Here is a 22,717-nt window from a genome sequence, read left to right on the forward strand (position 1 = left end):
GAGAAAGCGAAAATAACGTCCGCCGGCCCTTGCTCGCCTTTGCCTTCCCGCCATCCGGTGCTATAGGCGCACACGATCCAACCTTCACGAAACGGGGCAATCCGCCCTCATCAGGCAGCGAGGCATTCCATGGCAAAGATCAAGGTCGCAAATCCGGTCGTCGAGCTCGACGGCGACGAGATGACCCGCATCATCTGGCAGTTCATCAAGGACAAGCTGATCCACCCCTACCTCGACATCGACCTGAAGTACTACGACCTCAGCGTCGAGAACCGGGATGCGACGGAAGACCAGGTGACGATCGATGCCGCCAACGCCATCAAGAAGTACGGCGTCGGCGTCAAGTGCGCGACGATCACCCCGGACGAGGGCCGCGTCGAGGAGTTCAAGCTGAAGAAGATGTGGAAGTCGCCGAACGGCACCATCCGCAACATCCTCGGCGGCGTCATCTTCCGCGAGCCGATCATCTGCAAGAACGTGCCCCGCCTCGTGCCCGGCTGGACCAAGCCGATCATCGTCGGCCGCCACGCCTTCGGCGACCAGTACCGCGCCACCGACTTCAAGTTCCCCGGCAAGGGCAAGCTGACGATGAAGTTCGTCGGCGAGGACGGCAAGGAGATCGAGTACGACGTCTTCGACGCGCCGTCCGCCGGTGTCGCCATGGGCATGTACAACCTCGACGATTCGATCACCGAATTCGCCCGCGCCTCGTTCAACTACGGCCTGCAGCGCAAGGTGCCGGTCTACCTCTCGACCAAGAACACCATCCTCAAGGTCTATGACGGCCGCTTCAAGGACATCTTCCAGGAGGTCTTCGACAAGGAGTTCGCCGAGAAGTTCAAGGAAGCCAAGATCTGGTACGAGCACCGCCTGATCGACGACATGGTGGCCTCGGCGCTGAAGTGGTCCGGCGGCTATGTCTGGGCCTGCAAGAACTACGACGGCGACGTCCAGTCCGACATCGTCGCCCAGGGCTTCGGCTCGCTCGGCCTGATGACCTCGGTGCTGATGACGCCGGACGGCCAGACGGTGGAAGCCGAAGCCGCCCACGGCACGGTGACCCGCCACTACCGCCAGCACCAGAAGGGCGAGGAGACCTCGACCAACTCGATCGCCTCGATCTTCGCCTGGACCCGCGGCCTCGCCCATCGCGCCAAGCTCGACAACAATGCCGAACTCGCGAAATTCGCCAACACGCTGGAAAAGGTCTGCGTCGACACCGTCGAGGCCGGCTTCATGACCAAGGACCTGGCGCTCCTGATCGGCCCCGACCAGCCCTGGCTCTCCACCACCGGCTTCCTCGACAAGATCGACGAGAACCTGCAGAAGGCCATGGCGGCCTGATCCAAGCGATCGTCATCGACCGCATCCGAAGGACCCGGCCTCGCGCCGGGTCTTTCATTTTCCGCTTCCGCCATCTTGCGCCGGAAGCGTTGCGGGTATATACCCGCGACATGTCCAGCGATACCTGTCACTGCATTCTGCTGCGCAAGGCCTCCCGCAAGGTCTCGTCCTACTACGACGAGGCGCTGGCCCCGCTCGGCGTGAATATCGGCCAGTTCAGCCTTCTGAGGAACGTCAACCGCCTGGCGCCGGTGTCGCTGACGGATCTCGCCGCCCGCGTCGAACTCGACCGCTCGACCGTCGGCCGCAACGCCAAGGTTCTGGAACGCATGGGCATGGTGGCGATCGGCCACGGCGAGGACCAGCGCGAGGCCGTGCTGACCATCACCGAGCTCGGCCGCGCGATCCTTACCCAGGGCGCGCCGCTGTGGGACGGCGTGCAGGAGGACATCGAGTCCCGGCTGGGTCCCGACAAGACCAGGCAGCTGCAGGAACTGCTCGCGGCTCTCTAAGAAATTTGGCCAGAAACGGGTATATGCCCAGAAAAAACGGGCAGATACCCGCATCAATCCGCCCGCATGCGGCGAAAAGGAAAGGGAATTTGAACATGCTCTCCACAAGCCTCGCCGGATGGATGGCCCGCCGGAACCTTCACTACGGGTGGGTAGTCGCGGCGACCACGTTCCTGACCATGCTGGCGACCGCCGGCGCCATGGGCTCGGCCGGCGTGATGATCCAGCCGCTGCACCAGGAATTCGGGTGGGACATTGCCGACATCTCCACCGCCATGGCGGTGCGCCTGGTGCTCTTCGGCCTGCTCGGCCCCTTCGCGGCCGCCTTCATGAACCACTTCGGCATCCGCCAGGTCGTCACCACCGCCCTTGGCCTGATCCTGTTCGGCATCGCCGCCTCCTTCTTCATGACGGAGGTCTGGCAGCTCCTCCTGCTCTGGGGCGTCGTTATCGGCATCGGCACCGGCATGACCGCGCTGGTGCTGGGTGCGACCGTTGCCAGCCGCTGGTTCTCCAAGCGTCGCGGCCTCGTCGTCGGACTGATGACGGCGAGCAACGCCACCGGCCAGCTCGTCTTCCTGCCGGTGCTCGCCGCCCTGACCGAAGCCTATGGCTGGCGCATGGCCCTTGCGCTCGCCGTCTCCGTCATTGCGCTCGCCATGGTGCTCGTGCTCCTGCTGATGCGTGACCATCCCGCCGATGTCGGCCTGCCGGCCTATGGCGAGACCGCGATCGCGACGCCGCCGAAGCAGGATCACAAGCTGCTCGCCACCCTCGTCTCGCCGCTGGTCACCCTGAAGGGCGTCTCCGGCAATCCGGCCTTCTGGGTGCTGTTCGGAACCTTCTTCGTCTGCGGCCTGTCGACCAACGGCCTCATCCAGACCCACTGGATCTCGATCTGCGGCGATTTCGGCATGGCGGCCGTCACCGCCGCCGGCACGCTGGCCGTGATCGGCATCTTCGATTTCGTCGGCACCATCTTTGCCGGCTGGCTTTCGGACCGTTACGACAACCGCTTCCTGCTGTTCTGGTTCTACGGCCTGCGCGGCCTGTCGCTGATCTACCTCTCGCTCTCGGGCTTCAGCTTCGTGGAACTGTCGATCTTCGCCGTCTTCTACGGCCTCGACTGGGTCGCGACCGTGCCGCCGACCGTCAAGCTCGCCGCCGAGAATTTCGGCCGCGAGAAGGCCGGCCTCGTCTTCGGCTGGGTCTTCACCGGCCACCAGTTGGGTGCTGCGACCGCAGCCTTCGGTGCCGGCTACTTCCGGAGCGACTTCGACACCTACATGCCCGCACTCCAGATCGCCGGCGTGATGTGCGTGCTTGCGGCCGTCTCGGTCCTGCTCCTCGGCCGTCCGGGATCGGTGAAGCTGACGCCGCAAGCGGCCTGATCGCCGCGCGACCGACGGGAGACGGCGGCCGGCCGCGACGCCGGCCGCCGCCACGGAGCGTCATGCGGGATCTACGAGTATATCGCCTGCCGGGACGGCGTCATAAAATGCCCGTCTCGGGGTTGAAGCCTCGCCGGTGCGCCCTATCCTAGTCGGTCGATATGACTGAAAAACATGAAAATGAAACCCTCCCTCGAATAGCCCTCGTCTCGACGCACGGCTATGTTGCAGCAAATCCTCCCCTGGGCGCCGCCGATACAGGCGGCCAGGTCGTCTATGTTCTGGAACTTGCAAAGAAACTTGGCCGGCTCGGATTTCTGGTCGACATATACACGCGCCAGTTCGAAGATCAGCCTCAGTTCGACGAGGTCGACGACCGGGTTCGGGTCGTGCGCATTCCCTGCGGCGGCCGCGACTTCATCCCGAAGGAATACCTGCACAACCACCTGATGGCCTGGTGCGAAGCGGCCATCCGCTTCATCCGGGCGAACGGTCTCGAATATTTCTTCATCAACAGCCACTACTGGGATGCGGGTGTGGCCGGGCAGCGTCTGTCGGAGGCGCTCGCCGTCCCGCATATCCATACGCCGCATTCGCTCGGGATCTGGAAGAAGCGGCAGATGGAGACCGACTATCCCGACAAGGCCGACACCTTCGAGGCGGAGTTCAATTTCTCCGATCGGATCAAGCATGAGCTGATCGTCTATCGCAGCTGCAACCTCGTCATCGCCACGACGCCGATCCAGCTCGACATGCTGATCAACGACTACGGGCTGAAGCCGGAGCGGGTCCACATGATCCCGCCGGGCTATGACGACAACCGCTTCTTCCCCGTCTCCTCGGCATCGCGCGAGATGGCGCGCCAGCGCTTCGGCTTCCGCGGCAAGACGGTCCTGGCCCTCGGGCGGCTTGCGACCAACAAGGGCTATGATCTGCTGATCGAGGGCTTCTCGGTGCTGGCCGAGCGGGAACCGGAAGCGCGCCTCCACCTGGCGCTCGGTGGCGAGACGCTCGACGCGCAGGAAACGGCGATCCTCGACCAGCTCAAGCAGCTGGCGCGCGACCGCGGCCTCGAGGACCGGATCGACTTTTCCGGTTTCGTCTCCGACGACGACCTGCCCGACTACTATCGCGCCGCGGATCTGTTCGTGCTCTCCAGCCGCTACGAGCCGTTCGGCATGACGGCGATCGAAGCGATGGCGAGCGGCACGCCGACCATCATCACCATCCACGGCGGCCTGTTCCGCTCCGTCAGCTACGGACGTCATGCCCTCTTTGCCGACCCGTTCGACAAGTACGACCTCGGCATCACCATGATGAAGCCGCTGAAACATCCGCGCCTCTACAGCCGCCTGTCCCGAATGGGCGCGCACAAGGCGCGCAGCCTGTTCACCTGGACGGGCATCGCCCAGCAGCTGATCGCCCTCGTCGAGGGCCGCCCGATGCGCCAGGCGCTCGACGTCGACGACTGGGCCGAACCCTGGAACGACGGGGACTGAGACCGTGATCCGCCTCCTCTCTTCCGACCTGGACGGGACCCTGCTCGGCGACCGGCGGGCGACGCAGCGTTTCCGCACCTATTGGGAGGCGCACAATCCCGCAACCCGTCCGCTCCTCGTCTACAACAGCGGCCGGCTGGTGGACGACATCGAGGCGCTGCTCGCCGTCTCCGACCTGCCGCATCCCGACTTCATCATCGGCGGGGTCGGGACGATGATCGGCGGCCGGCTCGACGACGACGGCCGCCGGCGCTTTCGCGCTACGCTCGGCGCCCCGTTCGACCGCGAGGCGCTGATGCGCGTGATGCGGCAGGTCGACGGCATCCAGCTGCAGGACGAGGCCTATCAGCACGCCTACAAGCTGAGCTGGCATCTGCACGACGCCGACGACGATCGCGTCGCCGAACTGGAGGAAAATCTCGCGCAGGCCGGCATACCGGCGCGCCTCGTCTATTCGAGCAGCCGCGATCTCGACGTGCTGCCGCGCACCGCCAACAAGGGTGCAGCACTCCAGTGGCTCTGCCGGGAGCTCGAAATCGACCTCGCCGAGGTTGCCGTCGCCGGCGACACCGGCAACGACCGCGACATGTTCCTGCTGCCCTCCGTCCGCGGCATCGTCGTCGGCAACGCACTGGAGGAACTGCGGAAGCTCGCCGCACGCGAGCCCCGGCACTATCAGGCACGGCGTGCCTGCGCCGACGGCGTGATCGAGGGTCTGGAGCATCTTGCAGCGCTGGCCGAGAAGAGGCCGACCGCAACGCCTGTCTAGAGCGCGACCGACATGTTGCCGGCGACGGCGTCCGCCTCCCGCATCCGTCCCGCCACCTGCATGAGGCTTTCGGCAGGCCCGGCAACGCCGACGCGGTTCCGGCCGTCCGCCTTCGCCCGGTAGAGCGCGCAGTCCGCGGCCGCGATCAGGGTGTCGAGGTCGCCCTCGCAGAGCAGCGCCGAGGCCACGCCGATGCTGACGCTCACCGATATCAGCCTGCCATAATGGCCGACCGACAGCGCCGCCGTATCCTGCCGCAGGCGATCGGCGAAGGCGACCCCCTCGTCGAGATCCTGATCGGGCACAAGGAGCGCAAACTCCTCCCCGCCGAATCGCCCGAAGACCATGCCCTCGTCCAGCCGTGCGATGGCCGCCGAGGCAAAGCGGCAGAGGACCTTGTCGCCGGCCTGATGGCCAAAGGTGTCGTTGATGGTCTTGAAGTGGTCGAGATCGAGCAGCAGGAGCACCCCGCCCTGGGGTTTTCGGGAGAGCGCCCTCGCCGCCTCCTCCATGAAGGCGCCCCGGTTCAGCACGCCCGTCAACGCGTCCGAGCGCGCCGCCTGGCGGAAGATGAACTCGCTGCGCTCCTTGAGCAGGATGAGGACGGAGACCGCCACGATCAGCGTATGCAGGAAGATTTCGAGCGCAAACGCCGCAAACCAGGGAGAGACCGCAGGTCCGTCGGCAACGGGCGCGAACAGCGCGAACGGAATGCGCGCCGCATAGATCGCCGCGTGCGTGGCCAGCAGCAGTGCGATCACCCGCCGCGAGGGCAACGCCTCCCGCCTGCGGCCCAGCAGCAGCTCGCGCGTCATCGCCAGCGAGTAGGCCGAGACGATCACCGACATGAGGATGACCCGGAGGCTCATGTCTGCGGCGAAGGTGTCGGAAAGCACATAGGCGGCACCCCAGGCCGCGGGGCCGGCGGCAACCGCCAGCCGCGAAACGCGCCGGTCGTCGAAGGCGCGGAAGCCGGCCCATGTCAGGCTGTAGCCGAACGCCGCCAGCGCATTGCCGAGCCCGATCGAGAGCTCGGGCGCAATGATCCCGCGCAGACCGAGAAAGGCACTCGCAGCCGTGCCGACCCACATCGACACGCACCAGTAGCCTGCGGCCAGCGGACCGCGCCCGGCCAGCCAGTGGAACGCCAGGAAAATGGCGACGACGAGCGTCGAAAGGAAAGTGCAGACCAACACGGTCGGCAGGCTGATCAGGTTGTCTAGCAAGAATCACACCTCTTCGGTGGCCGGAACGCTAGCACCGAACACTGAAGACTTCGCAAAGAAAGAAAGCCCCGGGACGACACTTCGCCGCCCCCGCCCCGTGTCGCGCGGACGCCCAGGCAGGTTGCTGGCAGTCCCATCCCGGACCTTGGCAAGACCGAGCATCGTCGGCGCTCGGCGCACCGGCGACATTCCACCGTGGCGGAGGAACGTCCGCGTCGCTGGAAGAATGGATTTTCCCAGCCATAACCGAAGACACAGACATTTCAGGACGTTGATGCTTGCGTGATCGAAGATGAGCCTGAAGCCATCCGCGTCGCAACCCCGCCGATCAAGATCCCATGGACGGTATGGGGCATCACGGCGACTACCGCGGTCGGTCCTTGCATCGGCTGAGAAAGCCACGGGCTCGTGGGAGCGCTGACATGGGGATTCCTCGGTCTCGCCGCTGGCGGTTTCCTCAGTTCGCCATCGGCTTTCTTGCCGATGCTATCCCAAATACGCCTTAGACTGGGCATCTTGGTCGCAGGAACGGACGCGCCGTTACCGTCAGAAGGCAACGTGCCGAATTTCCGCCACGGCCATCTCACCGCCGCGGCAAGGCTCCGCAGCGCGCGGCACCACGGTCACGGCCACGGGGTCGCGGCGGCATGCCGGCCGCTCCCGTCGCCTCGCCCATGTCCTGCGTGACGATGCCCGCAGCGCCGGCCAATCAGCCGGCGAGTGCCGCGGCCACCTGTTCGACTGCCTCGCCGGCGCGCTGGCCGTCCGGCCCGCCCGCCTGCGCCATGTCCGGCCGGCCGCCACCGCCCTTGCCGCCGAGGGCGGCCGAGGCGATGCGGACGAGGTCCACGGCGCTGAAGCGACCAGTCAGGTCGTCGGTGACGGCGACCACGGCGCTGGCCTTGTCGTCGGCCGAGACGCCGACGAAAGCGACGACGCCCGAACCGAGGCCCTTCTTGCCTTCGTCCGCCAGGCCCTTCAGGTCCTTCGGCTCGACGCCGGTCACCACCTTGCCGAGGAACTTGATCCCGGCGATCTCGCGAACGGCATCGCCGGCGCTGCCGCCGCCACCGCCGAGCGCCAGCTTCTTCTTGGCCTCGGTCAGTTCGCGTTCGAGCCTGCGCCGCTCGTCGAGGAGCGCGTCGACACGCGCAAGCACCTCGCCCGGCTGCACCTTGAGGCTGGCGGCCAGCGTCTTCACCCGCTCGTCCTGTTCGGCGAGATAGGCGCGCGCGGCCTCGCCCGTCAGCGCCTCAAGGCGCCGCACGCCGGCGGCAACGGCGCTCTCGCCGACGATGCGGACCAGCCCGATCTCGCCGGTGGCGCCCACGTGGGTCCCGCCGCAGAGCTCGACCGAGTAGGGCCTGCCGGCCTTCGTGCCGCGGATTCCGGTCCCCATCGACACGACGCGGACCTCGTCGCCGTACTTTTCGCCGAACAGCGCCATCGCGCCCTCGGCGATCGCGTCGTCGACGCTCATCAGCCGCGTTGTCACCGGCGTGTTCTGCACGATGATCTCGTTCGCCATCTCTTCCACGACCTTCAGCTCGTCCGCCGTCATCGGCTTCGGATGCGAGACGTCGAAGCGCAGCCGCTCCGGGGCGACCAGCGAGCCCTTCTGGGTCACATGGGTGCCGAGCACCTCGCGCAGCGCCTCGTGCAGCAGGTGGGTTGCCGAATGGTTGGAGCGCAGCCGGCCGCGGCGGGCATGGTCGACCTCGAGTGCGACTGCGTCGCCGACCTTGATCGAACCCTCGGCGACGACGGCGTTGTGGACGAACAGGCCATCGGCCTTCTTCTGGGTGTCGGTGACTTCGAGGCGGCCGTGATCGAGGCTGATCACGCCAGTGTCGCCCATCTGGCCGCCGGATTCGCCGTAGAACGGCGTCTGGTTCAGGACCAGCTGCACCTTGTCGCCGGCCGAAGCCGCATCGACGGCTGCGCCGTCCCGCACGATCGCCTGGACCACGCCTTCGGCCGTCTCCGTGTCATAGCCGAGGAACTCGGTCGCACCGTGCTTTTCGCGCAGTTCGAACCAGATCGTCTCGGCGGCCGCATCGCCCGAACCGGCCCAGCTCTTGCGCGCCTCCGCCTTCTGCCGCTCCATCGCGTCGGAGAAACCGGAGAGATCGACGCCGATGCCGCGGTTGCGCAGCGCGTCCTGGGTCAGGTCGAGCGGGAAGCCGTAGGTGTCGTAGAGCTTGAAGGCGGTCTCGCCGTCGAGGATGTCACCCTTGGTAAGGTTGCCGGACGCATCCGAAAGCAGCGACAGGCCGCGTTCCAGCGTCTTGCGGAACCGGGTCTCCTCCAGCTTCAGCGTCTCGGAGATCAACGCCTCCGCCCGCACGAGTTCCGGATAGGCCCGGCCCATCTGCTGCACCAGCGCCGGCAGCAGCTTCCACATCAGCGGCTCACGCGAACCCAGGAGCTGCGCATGGCGCATCGCCCGGCGCATGATGCGGCGGAGCACGTAGCCGCGCCCCTCGTTCGACGGCAGCACGCCGTCGGCGATCAGGAAGGCGGACGAGCGCAGGTGATCGGCGATCACCCGGTGGCTGGCGCGGCGCTCCGGATCGTTGGCGTCGACGCCGGTCGCTTCCACCGACGCCGCGATCAGCGCCTGGAACAGGTCGATGTCATAGTTGTCGTGCTTGCCCTGCAGGAGGGCCGCGATCCGCTCCAGACCCATGCCGGTGTCGATCGACGGCCGCGGCAGGTCGATCCGCTCCTCCTTCGTCAACTGCTCGAACTGCATGAAGACGAGGTTCCAGATCTCGATGAAGCGGTCGCCGTCCTCTTCCGGCGAGCCGGGCGGGCCGCCCCAGATATGGTCGCCATGGTCGTAGAAGATCTCCGAACACGGCCCGCACGGGCCGGTATCGCCCATCGCCCAGAAGTTGTCGCTGGTGGCGATGCGGATGATGCGGCTGTCCGGCAGGCCGGCGATCTTCTTCCACAGGTCGAACGCCTGGTCGTCGGTGTGATAGACGGTGACCAGCAGCCGGTTCTTGTCGATGCCGAACTCCTTGGTGATCAGCCCCCAGGCGAGCTCGATCGCGCGCTCCTTGAAATAGTCGCCGAACGAGAAGTTGCCGAGCATCTCGAAGAAGGTGTGGTGGCGCGCGGTATAGCCGACATTGTCGAGGTCGTTGTGCTTGCCGCCGGCGCGCACGCACTTCTGCGCGGTTGCCGCCGTCGAATAGGGCCGCTGCTCCAGTCCGGTGAAGACGTTCTTGAACTGCACCATGCCGGCATTGGTGAACATCAGCGTCGGGTCGTTGCGCGGCACCAGCGGGCTGGACGAGACGACCTCGTGTCCGTTCTTGCGGAAATAGTCGAGAAAGGCCGACCGGATCTCATTCACGCCGCTCATCTTGCATCCCTATCATACTTGCAGGCGTTCGGGCCGAGCCCTGCCTTGAACCACACATTCGACCGGCTCGCACCGATCCAGACCGCTGCCCGCGCCGCCGGCGAGAGGCCGTCCCGCGACCGGCGCAGCGCCCGCACCGTCGAGCAGAAGCCTCCCCGGCAGGGCATGGGGCCGGCCGATCCCGCCCCATGCAGCAAAACCCGGTCCCGACCTCGGAAAACTGATGGCTTTTATCGTCCGCCCTCTCCCCTGTCCAGACGAGAAAGCCGGCCTTCGCCCTCGCGAAGACCGGCTTGAATATGCGGACCGGGAGAGGCCTGACGCCACTCGCCGCGGAGGAACTGTCGGGTCAGGACCTGCTCCCGACCCGAAACCCGACCCCGGCGATCACATCTCCGCCGCGCTGTCGCCGTCGTCATCCTCCGGCCGCCCGCTGTCGAGCAGCTTGTCGGCGATCAAACCGGCATTCTGGCGGAGCGCCATCTCGATCTCGCGTGCGGTATCGGGATTGTCGCGCAGGAACTGCTTGGCGTTCTCACGCCCCTGGCCGAGCCGCTGGCTGTTGTAGGAGAACCAGGAGCCGGACTTCTCGACGATGCCGGCCTTGACGCCGAGGTCGATCAGTTCGCCGGTCTTGGAGACGCCCTCGCCATACATGATGTCGAACTCGACCTCCTTGAAGGGCGGCGCCATCTTGTTCTTGACGACCTTGATCTTCGTCTGGTTGCCGATCACCTCGTCGCGCTCCTTCACCGCGCCGATGCGGCGGATGTCGAGGCGGACCGAGGCATAGAACTTCAAGGCGTTGCCGCCGGTCGTCGTCTCCGGCGAGCCGAACATGACGCCGATCTTCATGCGGATCTGGTTGATGAAGATGACCATGGTGTTCGAGCGCGAGATCGACGCCGTCAGCTTGCGCAGCGCCTGACTCATCAGGCGCGCCTGAAGGCCCGGCAGGCTGTCGCCCATCTCGCCCTCGATTTCAGCGCGCGGCGTCAGTGCTGCGACCGAATCGATGACGAGAACGTCGATCGCCCCCGAGCGCACCAGCGCATCGGTGATCTCGAGCGCCTGCTCGCCATTGTCCGGCTGCGAGATCAGAAGGTTCTCCAGGTCGACGCCGAGCTTGCGGGCATAGACCGGATCGAGCGCATGCTCGGCATCGACGAAGCCGCAGATGCCGCCTTTCTTCTGGGCCTCCGCGATCGTCTGCAGCGCCAGCGTCGTCTTGCCCGAGCTCTCCGGTCCGTAGATCTCGATGATCCGCCCCTTGGGCAGGCCGCCGATCCCGAGCGCGATGTCGAGACCGAGCGAGCCGGTCGGGATGGTTTCGATCTCGACGACACTGTCCTTCGAGCCGAGCTTCATGATCGAGCCCTTGCCGAACGACCTCTCGATCTGAGAAAGTGCCGCTTCGAGTGCCTTGCTTTTGTCCACCGATTTATCCTCTACGAGCCGCAAAGAGTTTTGTGCCATTTGCTCCACCTTTAGGTTATTGGGACCAGACAGGCAATGAAGCTGCCGATGGATGCTATGTACACTTTTTGTTCTCGTTTGGCAACAGCACACCATGCGATTGATTAGGCTTGATATTCAGGGGCGTGTTCCGTTTTCGTTTCAGCGCGCCCGCTCGACAGTATACCACGGCGCAGCCGGCCGTTGCGACGGCGATCGCCGCACGAATCGCGCCTCCGCCGGAGGGCCGCGATGACGGCTGTCAGGATCCTCGCCCTCGGCGGCGCCCATGTCGACCGGCGCGGCCGCATCCATGGCCAGACGGCGCCGGGCGCCAGCAATCCGGGCAGCTGGTTCGTCGAGGCCGGCGGCGGCGTCTTCAATGCCGCGCGCAACCTCGCCCGCCTCGGCCACCCCGTGCGGCTGATCGCGCCCCGCGGCGGCGACGCCGACGGCGAGATCGTCGCGGCGGCGGCGGAAGCGGCCGGCGTGGAGGACACGCCGTTCACCTTCCTCGACCGGGCGACGCCGAGCTACACCGCGATCATCGAGGCCGACGGCAACCTGGTGATCGCGCTGGCCGACATGGAGCTCTACCGCCTGTTCTCGCCGCGGCGCATGCAGCAGCGCGCCGTGCGCGAGGCATTCGCGGCCACGGGCGCCGTCCTCACCGACGCCAACCTGCCGGAGGAGACGATCGCGGCGATCGCCGACGCCGCGCGCCGCCACGCCCATCCGGTCTTCGGCATCGCCATCTCGCCGGCGAAGGTGGTCCGGTTCCGCCCCGTCCTTCCGGCCCTGGCCGGCCTGTTCATGAACGAGGCGGAGGCCCGCGCACTGATTGAGACGCAGCCCGACCGGCCGCAGGACTGGCCGGCGCTGCTGCGCGCCGCCGGCCTCGCCCGCGGCGTCATCAGCCGCGGCAGCGAAGCGGCGATCGCCTTCGACGAGACCGGGGCGGCAATGCTGGCGCCGCCCCGGCTGGAGATCCTGGGCGACGTCACCGGCGCCGGCGACGCGCTCGCCTCCGGCTTCCTGTCGGCCCATCTCGCCGGCCGGCCGCTGGCGCAGGCGCTGCGCCAGGGCGCGGCCGCCGCCCTGATCGCCGTGCGTTCGCCGCTCGCGGTGGCCGAGGAACTCGAGCCGGAATTGCTCGCCCGCGTGACGGGGCTTGTCCCCGAGGCGGAAATGCTGTCATGAGACCCTTGCGGCCCGGCAGACGGGCCGACCGGGCCGCAAGCCGACGATATCCGAGGAAGAGACGATGACCAGATCCACCCCGCTCCTGCCGATTGCCTATTCCGACGAAGTGACGGCCGCAAAGGAGCGCGGCGCGCCGCTGGTCGCGCTGGAATCGACCATCATCACCCACGGCATGCCCTATCCGGGCAATCTGGAGATGGCGCGCAGCGTCGAGAATATCATCCGCGAGGAGGGCGCCGTGCCGGCGACGATCGCGGTGATCGACGGCGTGCTGCATGTCGGCCTCGACGACGCGACGCTGGAGGCCCTGGCGCAGACGAGCGGCGCGATGAAGCTGTCGCGCGCCGACCTCGCCTTCGCCATCGCCGAGCGCCGCACCGGCGCCACCACGGTGGCTGCGACCATGATCGCGGCGGCGCTTGCCGGCATCCGCGTCTTCGCCACCGGCGGCATCGGCGGCGTGCACCGCAAGGCCGAGGAGAGCTTCGACATCTCGGCCGACCTCGACGAACTGTCGCGCACCGGCGTCATCGTCGTCTGCGCCGGCGCCAAGGCCATCCTCGACATTCCCAAGACGCTCGAGGTCCTGGAAACCCGCGGCGTTCCGGTCGTCACCTATGACAGCGTGGATTTTCCCGCCTTCTGGTCGCGCCAGTCGGGCCTGCCGAGCCCGCTGATGCTGAACAGCCCCGCCGCCATCGCCCATTTCCAGAGGGTGCGCGAGCAACTCGGCATCGACGGCGGCATGCTGGTCGCCAATCCGGTCCCCGAGGAGAACGAGATCCCGCGGCGTGAAATGGAGATCTACATCCAGCGCGCCCTCGACCACGCCGAGCGCGACGAGATCACCGGCAAGGCCGTCACTCCTTACCTGCTCGACACCATCTTCCGCCTCACCGACGGCCGCAGCCTCGCCACCAACATCGCGCTGGTGGAGAACAACGCCCGGCTGGCCGCCGAGATCGCAGTGGCGCTCGCCGTCGGCAGCGGCCACTGATCGACGGCGCCGCTGCCACGGCGCCTCATCCGGTCCATCTTAAGTGGTTTCAATCGCGGTACGCCGCGCTCTAGCATGCGCCCCGCGGTTTCGCCGGATGGCCCCTACCCGTCCAGCATCTCGCGCACGGCTTCGGCCAGCTGTTTCAGCGAGAACGGCTTGGGCAGGAAGCCGAACTTGGCGTCGGCGGGCAGGTTGCGGGCGAACGCGTCCTCGGCGTAACCGGAAACGAAGATGAACTTCAGGTCGGGATAGCGCTTGCGCAGTTCCGTCAGAAGCGTCGGGCCGTCCATCTCCGGCATCACCACGTCGGACACGACGATGTCCACCGCCCCGCCGAGCTCGTCCATGATGTCGAGCGCCTCGACCCCCGATCCGGCCTCGTGCACGGTGTAGCCGCGCGTCTCCAGCATCCGCTTGCCGCCGCGGCGCACCGCCTCCTCGTCCTCGACGAGCAGGACGACGGCCGAGCCGCCGGTGAGGTCGCGCGGCTCCCGGGCCGGTGCCGCGGCGGGTTGGGAAACGGCGACCGCCGTCTCCTGGGCGCCCTCGCCCACAGGCTCCGCCGTCACGATCTCCTCGATCTGCCGCGGCATGAAGATGCGGAACGTGGTGCCCTCGCCCAGCTCGGAATCGACGAAGATGTAGCCGCCCGTCTGCTTGATGATGCCATAGACCATCGACAAGCCGAGGCCGGTGCCCTTGCCGACCTCCTTGGTGGTGAAGAAGGGCTCGAAGATCTTGTCGCGGATCTCCGGCGGAATGCCGGTTCCCTGGTCGACCACGTCGATCTCGACATAGTCCTGCGCCGGCAGTTCCCGGTAGCCGAGGGCTGCGACATCGCCCGCCGGGACGTTGCGGGTGCGGAAGGTGATGGTGCCGCCGTCGGGCATGGCGTCGCGCGCGTTGACCGCGAGGTTGATCAGAACCTGCTCGAACTGGCCGAGATCGGTCTTCACCGGCCAGAGGTCGCGGCCGTAGTCCACCTCGATCTTGACGTTCGTGCCCGTCATCCGGTCGACCAGCATGCGCAGGTCGCCGATGACGTCGGTCATCTGCAACACCGTCGGCCGCATCGTCTGCTTGCGCGAGAACGCCAGCAGCTGGCGCACCAGCACGGCGGCGCGGTTGGCGTTGCGCTTGATCTCCATCAGATCGGCAAAGCTGGCATCGGACGGGCGGGCCGACAGCAGCAGATGGTCGGAAGACAGCAGGATGGCGGTCAGCACGTTGTTGAAGTCGTGCGCGATGCCGCCGGCGAGCGTGCCGACCGCGTTCATCTTCTGCGTCTGCGCCATCTGTTTTTCGAGCGCCTTCTGCTCGGTGGTCTCGACCGCATAGACGATCGCGGCCTCCTCCGGCGCTTGGTCGGTCTGGTCGATGACGGCGTTCACATAGAAGCGGAAATGCCGGCCCTCGTCGCCCGGCAGCAGCGAATCGATCGGGGCGATGTCGCCCTGCCGGTCGCGCGCCGCCTCCAGCGCGGCCGCAAGCTGCGGCCGGTCGCCCGGATGCACGATGGTTTCCAGCCGCGCGCCCCTGTCGATCTCGTCGCGCGAGACGATGCCGGAGAAGTGTTTCAAAAACGGCGCGTTCGTCCGCAGGATCCGGCCCTCGCCATCGACGGAGGCGATCGCCATCGGCGTGTTGTTGAAGAAGCGGGTGAAGCGCATCGTCGCGGCGGAAGCCGACTGGTCGCCGTCGTCGGCGGCGGCGCGGGCGAGCACGATCGTCCGGCTGTCGCCCGGCGCCCCGTCGCGCGCCGCACTGACCCGGTGGACCAGGCGGACGGGCAGGCTCTGGCCGTTGGACTTGCGCAGGTCGAGATCCAGCATCTCCGTCTTCTTCGATCCCGGCTCGGCCTGGACCGACTGCACGAGCGCCAGCCCCTCGCCCGCCACCAGGTCGCCGATCGAAAGCTGCCCGGCGTGGAATTTCGTCAGGTCGATGCCGAGCCAGTCGGCGAGCGTGGCGTTGAGATAGACGATCTCCCCCTTGCGCCCGGCGGAAAAGAAGCCGGCCGGGGCATGATCGAGATAGTCGATCGCGTTCTGCAACTCCTTGAAGAACCGCTCCTGGTCGTCACGCTCGGAGGTGATATCGGCGATCTGCCAGACATAGAGTGCCGGCCCGCCGCCCTCGCGGCTGGGAAGCACGCGCGCCTTCAGGCGATACCAGCGGGCGCCCGTTCCGCTGCCGGTGGCCGGGTTCAGCGGCTTGAGCAGGCGGAATTCCTCCGCCCCTTCCTTGCCCTCGTGCAGCCCGTTGGTCAGCCGGTAGACCGATTCGGTCGCCTCCCGGTCACGCGAAAAGAGCGTCTCCAGCGTCTGCGCCTCGCTCTCGCGCGTCGCCCCCGTCAGCGCGCCGTAGGCGGCGTTGGCGTAGACGATGCGGCCCTTGCGGTCGGTGATGAGCGTGCCCTCGGGCTGGCTGTCGACGAAGGTGCGGGCAAGTTCGTCCGGGCGCGACTGCGGCATGATCTCGATGAAGCCGATCATCGCCGACACGAAGAAGAAAATGCCCACCATCGCCAGCACGCCGAGCAGGCCGAGCACGAACTCGTTCTCGAGCTGGTTCTTGAAGACGATGAAAGCGCCCGCCGAGGCGGTCAGCACGATCGCGAGCAGCACGATCCGCAGGATCACGCCCGGGCGGCTGCTCCGCTCGACGATCGGCGCGTGATACTGAACGTCCTGCCGGATCTTGGACATCGCCCTCTCTCTTGGCCCGAATTCGTAAAGGCCGCGCGACGCGTTAGCCATTTGCAGAATCACTATTAGCGTTTTGAGGGAAACCCAAAAAGCAATGGAATGAAAGCACAAAGCCCCAATTCACAGGGAATATCCGGGCTGTGTCCGCAGCCTGCCACGAACGGTTGCGCAACCGGCGCCCAGTCGCTACAGGACGGGCCTGTCGCGGTGCTTGTGCGGGCCCGAAAAAAGCCGTCAAATGAACGCAACCTGTCGCCAAGGAGTACACCTTCATGTTCGATGAGATCCTCGCTCAACACGGCACGAAGTTCCTGGTGGCCGCGCTGGCCGTTGTGCTCGGGCTGGCTTGCCTGGCGCTGGTGCTCTGGATCGTCCGCCGCCGTCCCTCCTCGCCCTTCATCCGGGGCGGCCGCAACCGGCAGCCGCGGCTGTCGGTGCTGGATGCGGCCGCGGTCGACACCCGCCGCCGGCTGGTCCTCGTCCGCCGCGACGACGTCGAGCATCTGCTGATGATCGGCGGCCCGACCGACATCGTCGTCGAAAGCCGCATCGTCACCACCGCGCCGACGGAACTTCCGGAGCAGGCCGCGCAGGTCCTGCCGCAGCCCGCCGTCGCCGAGCCCGCTGCGCGCCCGCAACCCGCCCTGCGTGTCGAGACGATCCCGGTCCCGGCCGCCGAACGCGCCGCCCCTGCGCCGGCACAAGAGGCCGCCGTCGAGCCGCGGCCAGCCGTGCCGATGCCGGTCCCCGCCGCGGTCGCCGTCAGCCCGCCCGTTGCCGCGCCGGTCGAACCGCCGGTGCCGCCCGCAAGCCGCATCTCATCGATGGGCAGCGTGCTCTACGGGGCCGAGTCGGACGTTTCCGAGACCCCCGCTGCGCCGCCGGCACGTCCCGCGCCGCCGCAGGAACCGCCTTTCGCAAGGACCGTCGCCGCCGCTGTTCCGGTGCCGCCCTCGCCCGCCGAACGCGATGCCATCGACGCGCTCGATCGCGCCCGCGACCGCGTGCTGACCAACCCGGTCGGCATCGGCAGCGAACGGATGACCACCGCTGGCGACCCCGCCAGAAGTCCCGCGGGCCTGCCGCAACGCGCCGTGCCGGACAACGCCGCGCTCGTCAGTGAATTCGAGAAGATGCTGGAAGCGGAGATCGCGGCCTCCCCGGCCCGCCCCGCCAACCCGGCGGGCGTCCGTATCGAGCCGGCCGGCCAGCAGCCGAAGACCCGCGAGGAGACCGAGGCGGAGATGAGCAGGTTGCTCGGCGAGCTCTCCGCCAACCGCAAGTCCTGAGACCCGCGCCGGCGGCCCGCCCGGCAGGCGCGACGACCCCACCGCCGCAGGGGCTGCTCATCAACGAGCCACCTGCCGCGGGGCCCTTGCGTCAGGATGACCTGAATGCACCTCGGCCCTGAACGCACCCTGCGAGGCGCCCGACGCCATCACACAAAAAAGCCTGCCGACAACGCCGGCAGGCCAATTGTTTCAATCTGCATCAGACCTCCGCAAGGCGATCCACGGCATGCACCCCGAGCCGCTTTGCCCGGATTGCCGCCGGCGACGATCACTCGTCGCGGTAGACCTTCTCGCGGCGCTCGTGGCGTTCCTGGGCCTCGATCGACAGGGTGGCGATCGGACGGGCGTCCAGCCGCTTCAGGCCGATCGGCTCCCCGGTCTCCTCGCAGTAGCCGTAGGTGCCTTCGTCGAGCCGCTGCAGGGCGGCGTCGATCTTCGAGATCAGCTTGCGCTGCCGGTCGCGGGCTCTGAGTTCGATGGCACGGTCGGTTTCGGAGGAGGCCCGGTCGGCGAGGTCCGGATGGTTGGCGCTTTCCTCGGCCAGATGGTCGAGCGTCTCGCGCGCTTCGCGCAGAATGTCGTTCTTCCATGCGTTAAGCTTCGCTCGGAAGTATGCACGCTGGTTGGCACTCATGAACTCTTCGTCTTCATTGAGGACAAAGGTACTAAGATCGATCTTCTCACTCAACGCGATTCTCCTGAAGAACATCTCAAGGGCGCTGTATATCCCTCTGAATGAGCCGATTCAAGCCTGCCAGAACTTGCACACCGAATTTTGAATCTGCCCTTTCCGCAGACTATCCGGCTAATATTTCATCAACATAACGACGCTGCATTCCGGCCCGCCCTGGCGTCGGAGCGGCGGCGGCACTATGCCGCTCCGGCCGGGCCGCCGGCACCACCGCTGCTTGTGCGAGCTTCCATGGCGGAAGGAGGCAAGCAACGTGCGTGCCGTTCGACCAAGTAACGCATAAGTGGCCGATATGGTTGCTTGGCTTGCCTCGCCGGCGAATTCGGTTGATCTTTGCCGCGCGGCCATGGAAAACGGCATGGCAGGAAGCATTCGCGACGAAGGGGACTGGCGCTTGGCAACGGTGACGACTGGAGTCTATCGGCTTTACCTCCTCCGGCATGCCCGGGCCGGCTGGGCGGCGCCCGGAAGCTCGGACTTCGACCGGGCGCTCGACGACCAGGGCTATGCGGAGGCCGAATTGATCGCCGCCGAAATGGCCGACCAGGGCTACCATCCCCAGTTGGTCCTCTCCTCCACCGCCGTCCGCTGCCGGGAGACCGCCGAACCGCTGCGTCGCGCCTTCGGCGAGGACCTGCCGATCGAATATGTCGATACGCTCTACCGCGGCTCGGTCGATGCCTATGCGGAAGTCGCTTTCGCCGGGCGGACGGAGACCGCGGTCCTGATCGTCGGCCACAACCCGATGATGGAGGAATTCTTCCGCCTGGTCGTTGGCCAGCCGGTGGCCGATGCGGCCGCGCCGAACGGGTTTCCGACGGCGGCGCTGGCGACGATCGACTTCGATCGAAAGCCGAGCGACCGCGACTATACCGGCGGCAGGCTGTCCTGCTTCATGACGCCGCGCTCGGGCCTGTAGACCACCCTGCCTTGCCAAAATCGCCGCCTCGTCTTTTCCCGGACGGGCGCGCGGCCTATATCGCAACTGGACCTCACCGACGCGGGACATGCGCTTGCCGACCCTGACCACCCTTGCAGACGATGCGCTGATCGCCCTCGATAATATCGGCGATCGCGCCGCCAGCCTCGTCAATCCCACCATCCGGCTCGGCGTGACGGGGCTTTCACGCGCGGGAAAGACGGTGTTCATCTCCTCGCTCGTCCACAATCTCCTCAACGGCGGCCGCCTGCCCCTGTTCGAGCCGATGCGCTCGGGGCGGATCTCCCGCGTCCGGCTGGAGCCGCAACCGGACGACGCCGTGCCGCGCTTCCAGTACGAGGACCACATCCGCGCCCTGATCGGCGATCGGCTCTGGCCGGATTCGACCCGCGCGATCTCGCAGTTGCGCATCACCCTCGACTACGAGAGCGCCAGCGGCTGGTACCGGCTGTGGTCGCCGGGGCGCCTCTCCGTCGACATCGTCGACTATCCCGGCGAATGGCTGCTGGACCTGCCGCTGCTCGGCCAGGACTACCGCGCGTTCAGCGCCGCCACGATCGCGCTGTCGCAGTCCGGCATCCGCAAGGTGCTCTCCGCCGGATGGCGCGCCGCAAACGGCCTCGTCGATCCGCGCACGACCGCCGACGAAGGCGACGCCCGCCGCCTGGCCGAGGCCTTCACCGCCTATCTCAGGGCCTGCAAGTCCGACGAACGCTCGCTGTCGACCCTGCCGCCGGGCCGTTTCCTGATGCCGGGCGACCTCGAAGGATCCCCGGCGCTGACCTTCGCCCCCCTGCCGAACCTGCCGGAGGGTCGCGCGCCCAAGGGATCGCTCTGGGCGATGATGGAGCGGCGTTACGAGGCCTACAAGGCGCATGTGGTCAAGCCGTTCTTCCGCGAGCACTTCGCCAGGCTCGATCGCCAGATCGTGCTGATCGACGCGCTCCAGGCCGTCAATCGCGGCGCCGAGGCGGTGCAGGACCTCGAGCGCGCACTCGGCGACGTCATGGCCTGCTTCCGCCCCGGCGCCAACGGCTTTCTCTCCTCCTTCCTGACGCGGCGGATCGATCGCGTGGTGGTGGCGGCGACCAAGGCGGACCACCTGCACCACGAGAGCCATCCGCATCTGGAGGCCCTGACCCGCCGGCTCGTCGATCGCGCCATCGACCGCATCGGGCTGTCGGGTGCCGGCGTCGAGGTCATGGCGCTCGCCTCCGTCCGCGCCACCCGTGAGGCCACCGTCAAGCAGGACGGAACGACGCTGCCCGTCATCGTCGGCACGCCGATCGCGGGCGAGACCATCGACGGCGAAACCTTCGACGGCAACCGCAAGACAGCGATATTTCCCGGGGACTTGCCGGAGAATCCGGATTCGCTTTTTCAAGCCGTTGAATCGGACACGAAGGCCGCTCTCGCACCCACGCTCAATTTCGTCCGTTTCCGTCCGCCGGAGATGGAAGCGCCCGGTGGCGAGCTCAAGCTCTCCATCCCGCATATCCGGCTCGACCGGGCGATGCAGTATCTGATCGGAGACAGGCTGGCATGAACGACAAGCGTCCGGGCAGCAGGCGTCCCGCCGCCTTCGACCTTCCGGAAGAGCCGCAGCGGCCAGCGCGGACGGTGCCGCGGTCGCCGGCGCGCTTCGACGAGGGCGTCGTACTGACGTCCGACGCCGAGGACCCGTTTGCCGGAACGACGGTCGACCCCGCCCTGCTTCCGGCGACGGAGGTGGCGGAGCCGCGCCGCCGGCGCCTGACGCTCGGCGGCATCGCCGCCACCGCCTTCGGCATCCTGCTCTCGCTGGCGCTGGGCCTCTGGCTCGACGGCCTGATCCGCGACCTCTTCGCCCGCAGCGACTGGCTGGGTTACCTGGCCGCCGGCGCGGCCGCCATCGGCGTCGTCGCCCTGCTCGGGCTCGTCGCGCGCGAACTCTTCGGCCTGCGCCGCCTCGCCGTCGTCCAGGACATCAAGCAGGAAGCGGCGGAAGCCGCCGCCGCGACGGCGGCCGCACCCGCCCGCAAGGTCGTCGCGCGCCTGATGCATCTCCTCGCGAGCCGTCCGCAGACCGCTCGCGGCCGCACCCGCCTGCAGGAGACCGAGGGCGAGATCATCGACGGCCCGCATCTCCTGGACCTTGCCGAGCGCGAGATGCTCGCCCCCCTCGACCGCGAGGCCCGGGCGCTGATCCTGGCCGCATCGAAGCGGGTCTCGATCGTCACCGCCGTCTCGCTGCGCGCGCTCGTCGACCTCGGATACGTGCTGTTCGAGAGCAGCCGGCTGATCCGGGCGATGGCCGAGCTCTATGGCGGCCGGCCGGGCAGCCTCGGCATGCTGCGGCTGATGCGCGACGTGATCGCCCATCTCGCCGTCACCGGCTCGATCGCCGTCGGCGACAGCCTCGTCCAGCAGGTGCTCGGCCACGGCCTCGCCTCGAAGCTGTCCGCCCGCCTCGGCGAAGGCGTGATCAACGGCCTGATGACCGCACGCATAGGCATCGCCGCGATGGACCTGTGCCGGCCGATGCCCTTCCGGGCGCTGAAGCGGCCGGGGATCGGCGATTTCCTCTCCGACCTCGCGCCCGGCGCCCTCGGCAAGGGCAAGGACCTCACCTAGCGGCAGGCGGAAGGGCAGCCTCTCGGACGCCCCCGCAGACCGCTCCAAAACAGGTCCGAAGGCACAGGCGCGAAACCGTTCGTTAACCATTTTAGCGCAAGGCTGGATCCGACCAACCGACCAGCCCGTCAAGGATCGTTCATGTACTCGCGCACCTCTTTGATCGCCCGCGGCATCGCAGCGGCCCTCTTCGCCGCCACCACCGTTGCAAGCCCGATCCAGGCTGCCTCGAACGACAAGGCCTTCTTCGACCAGGTCAGCGGCTCCTGGCAGGGTCCGGGCGAGATCGTCGCCGGCAAGTACAAGGGCACGAAGTTCACCTGCAATCTCAGCGGCGATCCGGCCGCAGCCGGCGGCGAGGGCATCAAGCTCGACGGCCATTGCCGCGTCGGCGTGTTCAAGCAGCCGATGTCGGCGCTGATCACCCGCACCGGCGGCACCTACAAGGGCAAGTTCCTGGACGGCGCGGCCGGCAAGGGCCTCGACATCCTCTCCGGCAAGGTCTCCGGCGACAAGGTCGTCGTCGCCATCAACCGGCAGAAGCTGAACGGCGCGATGATCGCCCGCCTGCAGGACGACAACACCATGAACATCACGATCTCGGTGAAGGTCGAGGACAAGATGATCCCGGTCATCGGCATGTCCCTGAACCGAAAGGTCGACACGATGGCGGTCGGCTCGATCAAGTAAGGCGGCCTTCG

General features: G+C 67.2%; 17 protein-coding genes. 12 read left to right on the forward strand and 5 right to left on the reverse strand.

Annotated elements, in window-relative coordinates:
* The first annotated feature begins 129 nt into the window (after positions 1–129).
* From P0086_RS21015 to P0086_RS21035, 5 genes are all read left to right on the forward strand, one after another.
* Positions 130–1,344: an NADP-dependent isocitrate dehydrogenase gene (locus tag P0086_RS21015; RefSeq protein ID WP_112599843.1), complete on the forward strand. Its 1,215-nt coding sequence runs from the start codon at positions 130–132 to the stop codon at positions 1,342–1,344.
* 110 nt (positions 1,345–1,454) lie between these two features.
* Positions 1,455–1,856, forward strand: coding sequence for a MarR family winged helix-turn-helix transcriptional regulator (locus tag P0086_RS21020; protein ID WP_275789624.1), 402 nt, complete (start codon positions 1,455–1,457; stop codon positions 1,854–1,856).
* A 95-nt stretch (positions 1,857–1,951) separates the two neighbouring features.
* On the forward strand, positions 1,952–3,247 hold the full coding sequence (locus P0086_RS21025; RefSeq protein ID WP_275789626.1) for an MFS transporter: 1,296 nt from the start codon (positions 1,952–1,954) through the stop codon (positions 3,245–3,247).
* Positions 3,248–3,408: 161 nt separating this feature from the next.
* Entirely contained in the window at positions 3,409–4,746 is a 1,338-nt protein-coding gene (locus tag P0086_RS21030; RefSeq protein WP_112599841.1) for a glycosyltransferase family 1 protein, read from the forward strand.
* Between the two features lie 4 nt (positions 4,747–4,750).
* Entirely contained in the window at positions 4,751–5,515 is a 765-nt protein-coding gene (locus tag P0086_RS21035; protein WP_275789628.1) for an HAD-IIB family hydrolase, read from the forward strand.
* Here P0086_RS21035 and P0086_RS21040 read toward each other — a convergent pair.
* From P0086_RS21040 to recA, 3 genes are all read right to left on the reverse strand, one after another.
* On the reverse strand, positions 5,512–6,741 hold the full coding sequence (locus P0086_RS21040; protein ID WP_275789630.1) for a GGDEF domain-containing protein: 1,230 nt from the start codon (positions 6,739–6,741) through the stop codon (positions 5,512–5,514). The genes P0086_RS21035 and P0086_RS21040 overlap by 4 nt on opposite strands.
* Before the next feature lie 709 nt (positions 6,742–7,450).
* Positions 7,451–10,114 carry an alanine--tRNA ligase gene (alaS, locus tag P0086_RS21045; protein ID WP_148148963.1) on the reverse strand — a complete coding sequence of 888 codons (2,664 nt, stop codon included), beginning with the start codon at positions 10,112–10,114 and terminating at the stop codon, positions 7,451–7,453.
* 387 nt (positions 10,115–10,501) lie between these two features.
* Positions 10,502–11,590 (reverse strand): recombinase RecA, encoded by a 1,089-nt coding sequence (recA, locus tag P0086_RS21050; RefSeq protein WP_112600352.1) that lies wholly within the window; start codon positions 11,588–11,590, stop codon positions 10,502–10,504.
* 231 nt (positions 11,591–11,821) lie between these two features.
* On the opposite strand from recA, the gene P0086_RS21055 reads away from it, so the two are divergent.
* Positions 11,822–12,769: a carbohydrate kinase family protein gene (locus tag P0086_RS21055; protein ID WP_275789633.1), complete on the forward strand. Its 948-nt coding sequence runs from the start codon at positions 11,822–11,824 to the stop codon at positions 12,767–12,769.
* 64 nt (positions 12,770–12,833) lie between these two features.
* Positions 12,834–13,769: a pseudouridine-5'-phosphate glycosidase gene (locus tag P0086_RS21060; RefSeq protein WP_275789635.1), complete on the forward strand. Its 936-nt coding sequence runs from the start codon at positions 12,834–12,836 to the stop codon at positions 13,767–13,769.
* 104 nt (positions 13,770–13,873) lie between these two features.
* Here P0086_RS21060 and P0086_RS21065 read toward each other — a convergent pair whose 3' ends face one another.
* The gene (locus P0086_RS21065) at positions 13,874–16,480 is read right to left on the reverse strand and encodes a PAS domain-containing sensor histidine kinase (protein ID WP_275789637.1); all 2,607 of its coding nucleotides are present in this window, start codon (positions 16,478–16,480) and stop codon (positions 13,874–13,876) included.
* Between the two features lie 272 nt (positions 16,481–16,752).
* Here P0086_RS21065 and P0086_RS21070 point away from each other — a divergent pair, with 272 nt between their 5' ends.
* Positions 16,753–17,769 (forward strand): flagellar biosynthetic protein FliO, encoded by a 1,017-nt coding sequence (locus P0086_RS21070; RefSeq protein WP_275789639.1) that lies wholly within the window; start codon positions 16,753–16,755, stop codon positions 17,767–17,769.
* A gap of 271 nt (positions 17,770–18,040) precedes the next feature.
* Here the strand turns inward: P0086_RS21070 and dksA are convergent, their stop codons facing one another.
* The gene (gene dksA / locus P0086_RS21075; protein ID WP_112599439.1) at positions 18,041–18,460 is read right to left on the reverse strand and encodes an RNA polymerase-binding protein DksA; all 420 of its coding nucleotides are present in this window, start codon (positions 18,458–18,460) and stop codon (positions 18,041–18,043) included.
* 361 nt (positions 18,461–18,821) lie between these two features.
* Between dksA and P0086_RS21080 the strand changes: the two genes are divergently transcribed.
* From P0086_RS21080 to P0086_RS21095, 4 genes are all read left to right on the forward strand, one after another.
* Positions 18,822–19,382: a histidine phosphatase family protein gene (locus P0086_RS21080; RefSeq protein WP_162702538.1), complete on the forward strand. Its 561-nt coding sequence runs from the start codon at positions 18,822–18,824 to the stop codon at positions 19,380–19,382.
* 88 nt (positions 19,383–19,470) lie between these two features.
* Positions 19,471–20,949 carry a YcjX family protein gene (locus P0086_RS21085; protein ID WP_275789644.1) on the forward strand — a complete coding sequence of 493 codons (1,479 nt, stop codon included), beginning with the start codon at positions 19,471–19,473 and terminating at the stop codon, positions 20,947–20,949.
* Entirely contained in the window at positions 20,946–22,016 is a 1,071-nt protein-coding gene (locus P0086_RS21090) for a TIGR01620 family protein (RefSeq protein WP_275789648.1), read from the forward strand. The genes P0086_RS21085 and P0086_RS21090 overlap by 4 nt, the downstream gene beginning before the upstream one ends.
* Positions 22,017–22,157: 141 nt before the next feature.
* Positions 22,158–22,706: a hypothetical protein gene (locus P0086_RS21095; RefSeq protein ID WP_275789651.1), complete on the forward strand. Its 549-nt coding sequence runs from the start codon at positions 22,158–22,160 to the stop codon at positions 22,704–22,706.
* Positions 22,707–22,717 lie beyond the last annotated feature (11 nt).

This window comes from Mycoplana sp. MJR14, assembly GCF_029210525.1.
GTDB lineage: Bacteria > Pseudomonadota > Alphaproteobacteria > Rhizobiales > Rhizobiaceae > Mycoplana.

Excerpts from the sequence above, each read along its gene's own strand:
- P0086_RS21080 (WP_162702538.1), top strand. The coding sequence starts at position 18,822 with ATGGCAGGAAGCATTCGCGACGAAGGGGACTGGCGCTTGGCAACGGTG.
- P0086_RS21095 (WP_275789651.1), top strand. The coding sequence starts at position 22,158 with ATGTACTCGCGCACCTCTTTGATCGCCCGCGGCATCGCAGCGGCCCTC.
- P0086_RS21065 (WP_275789637.1), bottom strand. The coding sequence starts at position 16,480 with ATGTCCAAGATCCGGCAGGACGTTCAGTATCACGCGCCGATCGTCGAG.
- P0086_RS21055 (WP_275789633.1), top strand. The coding sequence starts at position 11,822 with ATGACGGCTGTCAGGATCCTCGCCCTCGGCGGCGCCCATGTCGACCGG.
- P0086_RS21015 (WP_112599843.1), top strand. The coding sequence starts at position 130 with ATGGCAAAGATCAAGGTCGCAAATCCGGTCGTCGAGCTCGACGGCGAC.
- P0086_RS21030 (WP_112599841.1), top strand. The coding sequence starts at position 3,409 with ATGACTGAAAAACATGAAAATGAAACCCTCCCTCGAATAGCCCTCGTC.
- P0086_RS21060 (WP_275789635.1), top strand. The coding sequence starts at position 12,834 with ATGACCAGATCCACCCCGCTCCTGCCGATTGCCTATTCCGACGAAGTG.
- P0086_RS21085 (WP_275789644.1), top strand. The coding sequence starts at position 19,471 with ATGCGCTTGCCGACCCTGACCACCCTTGCAGACGATGCGCTGATCGCC.
- alaS (WP_148148963.1), bottom strand. The coding sequence starts at position 10,114 with ATGAGCGGCGTGAATGAGATCCGGTCGGCCTTTCTCGACTATTTCCGC.
- P0086_RS21025 (WP_275789626.1), top strand. The coding sequence starts at position 1,952 with ATGCTCTCCACAAGCCTCGCCGGATGGATGGCCCGCCGGAACCTTCAC.
- recA (WP_112600352.1), bottom strand. The coding sequence starts at position 11,590 with ATGGCACAAAACTCTTTGCGGCTCGTAGAGGATAAATCGGTGGACAAA.
- P0086_RS21020 (WP_275789624.1), top strand. The coding sequence starts at position 1,455 with ATGTCCAGCGATACCTGTCACTGCATTCTGCTGCGCAAGGCCTCCCGC.
- P0086_RS21070 (WP_275789639.1), top strand. The coding sequence starts at position 16,753 with ATGTTCGATGAGATCCTCGCTCAACACGGCACGAAGTTCCTGGTGGCC.
- P0086_RS21090 (WP_275789648.1), top strand. The coding sequence starts at position 20,946 with ATGAACGACAAGCGTCCGGGCAGCAGGCGTCCCGCCGCCTTCGACCTT.